At 72.5% G+C, this 1,827-nt stretch carries 3 protein-coding genes; 2 read left to right on the top strand and 1 reads right to left on the bottom strand.

Features of this window, described 5'->3' with window-relative positions; genetic code table 11:
- Both G6021_RS12370 and G6021_RS12365 read left to right on the top strand, forming a co-directional pair.
- On the top strand, nucleotides 1-854 hold an 854-nt coding region (locus G6021_RS12370), incomplete at its 5' end, for a Sir2 family NAD-dependent protein deacetylase (protein ID WP_241736540.1).
- A gap of 32 nt (nucleotides 855-886) precedes the next feature.
- A complete protein-coding gene (locus G6021_RS12365) occupies nucleotides 887-1,507 on the top strand; it encodes a carbonic anhydrase (RefSeq protein ID WP_182641414.1) in 621 nt (206 codons plus the stop codon).
- Here the strand turns inward: G6021_RS12365 and G6021_RS12360 are convergent.
- Nucleotides 1,504-1,827, bottom strand: a 324-nt coding sequence (locus G6021_RS12360; protein ID WP_347238963.1) for a PUA domain-containing protein, incomplete at its 5' end; no start/stop codon positions are given. The genes G6021_RS12365 and G6021_RS12360 overlap by 4 nt on opposite strands.

Raw genomic sequence — 1,827 nt, 5'->3', positions numbered from 1 at the left:
CGCCCGCCGCCCGCACCGACCCGGACCCGGACCTGCCCGCCCGGGCGGCCGCGTTGGCCGACCTCATCCGGGGCCGGCGTGCCACCGTCCTGACCGGGGCGGGGATCTCCACCCCCTCCGGTATCCCCGACTACCGTGGCCCGGACTCCCCCGCCCGGACACCCATGACCTTCCAGCAGTTCGTCGGCGACCCCGGGTACCGCCGCCACTACTGGGCCCGCAACCACCTGGGATGGCGCCACATGGAGGCCGCCCGACCCAACGCGGCGCACGCGCTCCTGGCCGACTGGGAACGCCGGGGGCTGGTCAGCGGGGTCATCACCCAGAACGTGGACCTGCTTCACCTCAAGGCCGGCAGCCGCAGGCTCGTGGACCTGCACGGCAGCTACGCCGTGGTGACCTGCCTCGACTGCGGACTGCGTCAGAGCCGGTGGGCCCTGCACGAGGACCTGGACCGTCTCAACCCCGGCTTCGCGGAGCGGGTGGCCACACGCGGGGCCATCGAGGTCGCCCCGGACGCCGACGCGGTCCTCGCCGACACCGCGGACTTCCGCATGGTCGACTGTCCCCGCTGCTCGGGCGTGCTCAAGCCCGACATCGTCTACTTCGGGGAGAACGTCCCCGCGCACCGCGTGCACGAGGCCAACGCCCTGGTCGACGAGTCCGACCTCGTCGTCGTCGTGGGTTCCTCCCTCACCGTCCGGTCCGGATACCGGTTCGTGCGACGCGCGGTGACCACCGGTACCCCCGTGGCCGTGGTCAACCGCGGCCACACCCGGGCACACGCCGAGGCCACGCTGACGGTCGACGGCGACTGCGTGGAGGTCCTGACCCTCACCGACCAGGCCCTGTAGGCGACCGGCGGGCGGCGGGGCAGACTGCAGGGATGAGCACCGACCTGACCCCCGACGCCGTACTCCAGCGACTGCTCGACGGAAACCGCCGCTACGTGGAGGGTGCCGGCCTGCACGCCCACCAGGACCCTGCACGGCGCGCCGAACTGACCGGCGAACAGCACCCCTTCGGAATGGTCTTCGGTTGCGCAGACTCGCGCGTGCCCGCCGAGGTGGTCCTCGACCAGGGCCTCGGCGACCTGTTCGTCATCCGCAACGCCGGCCACATCGTGGACCCGTCGGTCCTGGGCTCGATCGAGTTCGGTGTGGACGTGCTGGGGATACCGCTCACCCTGGTGCTCGGTCACACCTCGTGCGGAGCCGTGGGCGCAGCGATCAACGCCGTCGACACCCACACCACGCCGTCGGGATACCTGCGTGACGTGGTGGAGCGGATCGCCCCGGCCGTGTTCGAGGCCCGGCGCGATCCCGCGGCGGGGTACGAGGACGTGGTGATCGAGAACGTCCGGCAGGCGGTCACCGCCATCCGCGAGAAGTCCGCCTCAATGGACCGCGCCATCCGCGAGGGACGCACCGCGATCGTCGGGGCGCTGTACAACCTCGCCGAGGGTACGGTCACCCCGGTCCACACCGAGGGCGGGATCGAGCTCTAGAGCGCCACCAGGTCATCGGCGTGCACGAGTGGACGCCCCTGGCCCGTGGTCCCGGTCCCCGACGCGCGCTCGGCCAGCCGGGCGCGAACCTCGATCGAGTCGTACTGGGCGATCCCCCGGGCGACGGTGTCGCCGGCGGGATCACGCATCTCGATCACGTCACCGAAGTGGAACAGCCCGTCGACGCCGGTCACCCCGGCGAGTAGCAGCGACCGGCGGGATCCGGTGACGGCCCGCACCGCGCCGTCGTCCAGGATCACCGCGCCCCGTGCGTCGGCGGCGTGGCGGACCCAGAACCGGCGCGCGGTCATGCGCTCGGG

The organism is Dietzia sp. CW19, from assembly GCF_014145265.1.
Classification (GTDB): Bacteria; Actinomycetota; Actinomycetes; order Mycobacteriales; family Mycobacteriaceae; genus Dietzia; species Dietzia natronolimnaea.
The sequence above is the reverse complement of the archived record's forward strand: the minus strand, read 5'-3'. Positions and strand labels throughout refer to the sequence as shown.

Excerpts from the sequence above, each read along its gene's own strand:
- G6021_RS12365 (WP_182641414.1), top strand. The coding sequence starts at position 887 with ATGAGCACCGACCTGACCCCCGACGCCGTACTCCAGCGACTGCTCGAC.